Origin of the sequence: Rhodovulum sp. PH10 (assembly GCF_000293785.1) — a bacterium.
Lineage (GTDB): Bacteria > Pseudomonadota > Alphaproteobacteria > Rhizobiales > Xanthobacteraceae > Rhodoplanes.
Genome location: NZ_AKZI01000185.1, coordinates 1 through 829 on the forward strand (window position 1 = coordinate 1; position 829 = coordinate 829).

General features: G+C 67.9%; 1 protein-coding gene. It reads left to right on the top strand.

Annotation, left to right across the window (positions count from 1 at the left end):
• A partial coding sequence (locus A33M_RS20880; RefSeq protein ID WP_040622332.1) for a transketolase family protein occupies positions 1-829 on the top strand: 829 nt, incomplete at both ends.

Here is an 829-nt window from a genome sequence, read left to right on the forward strand (position 1 = left end):
CCGTTCGGGCACGCGCTGGTGGAGGTCGCGAAAACCCGTGACGACATCGTCGGCATGACCGCCGACCTGTCGAAATACACCGATCTGCACATCTTCGCGCAGGCGTTCCCGGAACGCTTCTTTCAGATGGGCATGGCCGAGCAGATTCTGATGGGCGCCGCCGGCGGCATGGCGAAGGAAGGCTTCATGCCGTTCGCCACCACCTATGCGGTGTTCGCGACGCGGCGCGCCTACGACTTCATTCATCAGGTGATCGCCGAGGAGCACCTGAACGTGAAGATCGCCTGCGCCCTGCCCGGCCTCACCACCGGCTACGGCCCGAGCCACCAGGCGACCGAGGACATCGCCATCATGCGCGGCATTCCGGGCATGACCATCATCGATCCGTGCGACGCGCACGAGATCGAGCAGATCGTCCCCGCGGTCGCCGCCCACGAAGGGCCCGTCTATATGCGGCTTCTGCGCGGAAAGGTGCCGCTGGTGCTCGACGAGTACGGCTACGAGTTCGAGCTCGGCAAGGCCAAGACGATCCGCGACGGCCGCGACGTGCTGATCGTCTCGACCGGCCTGATGACCATGCGCGCGCTCGAGGTGGCCAAGGCGATGGAGGGCGGCGACGCCGACGTCGCGGTGCTGCACGTGCCGACCATCAAGCCGCTCGACGAGGAGACCATCGTGCGCGAGGCGAGCCGCAGCGGCCGTCTGGTGGTGGTGGCCGAGAACCACACCGTGGTCGGCGGGCTCGGCGAGGCGGTGGCCGGTGCGCTGCTGCGCGCCGGCGTCGCGCCGAAGTTCAAGCAGGTCGGCCTGCCCGACGAGTTCTTGGCGG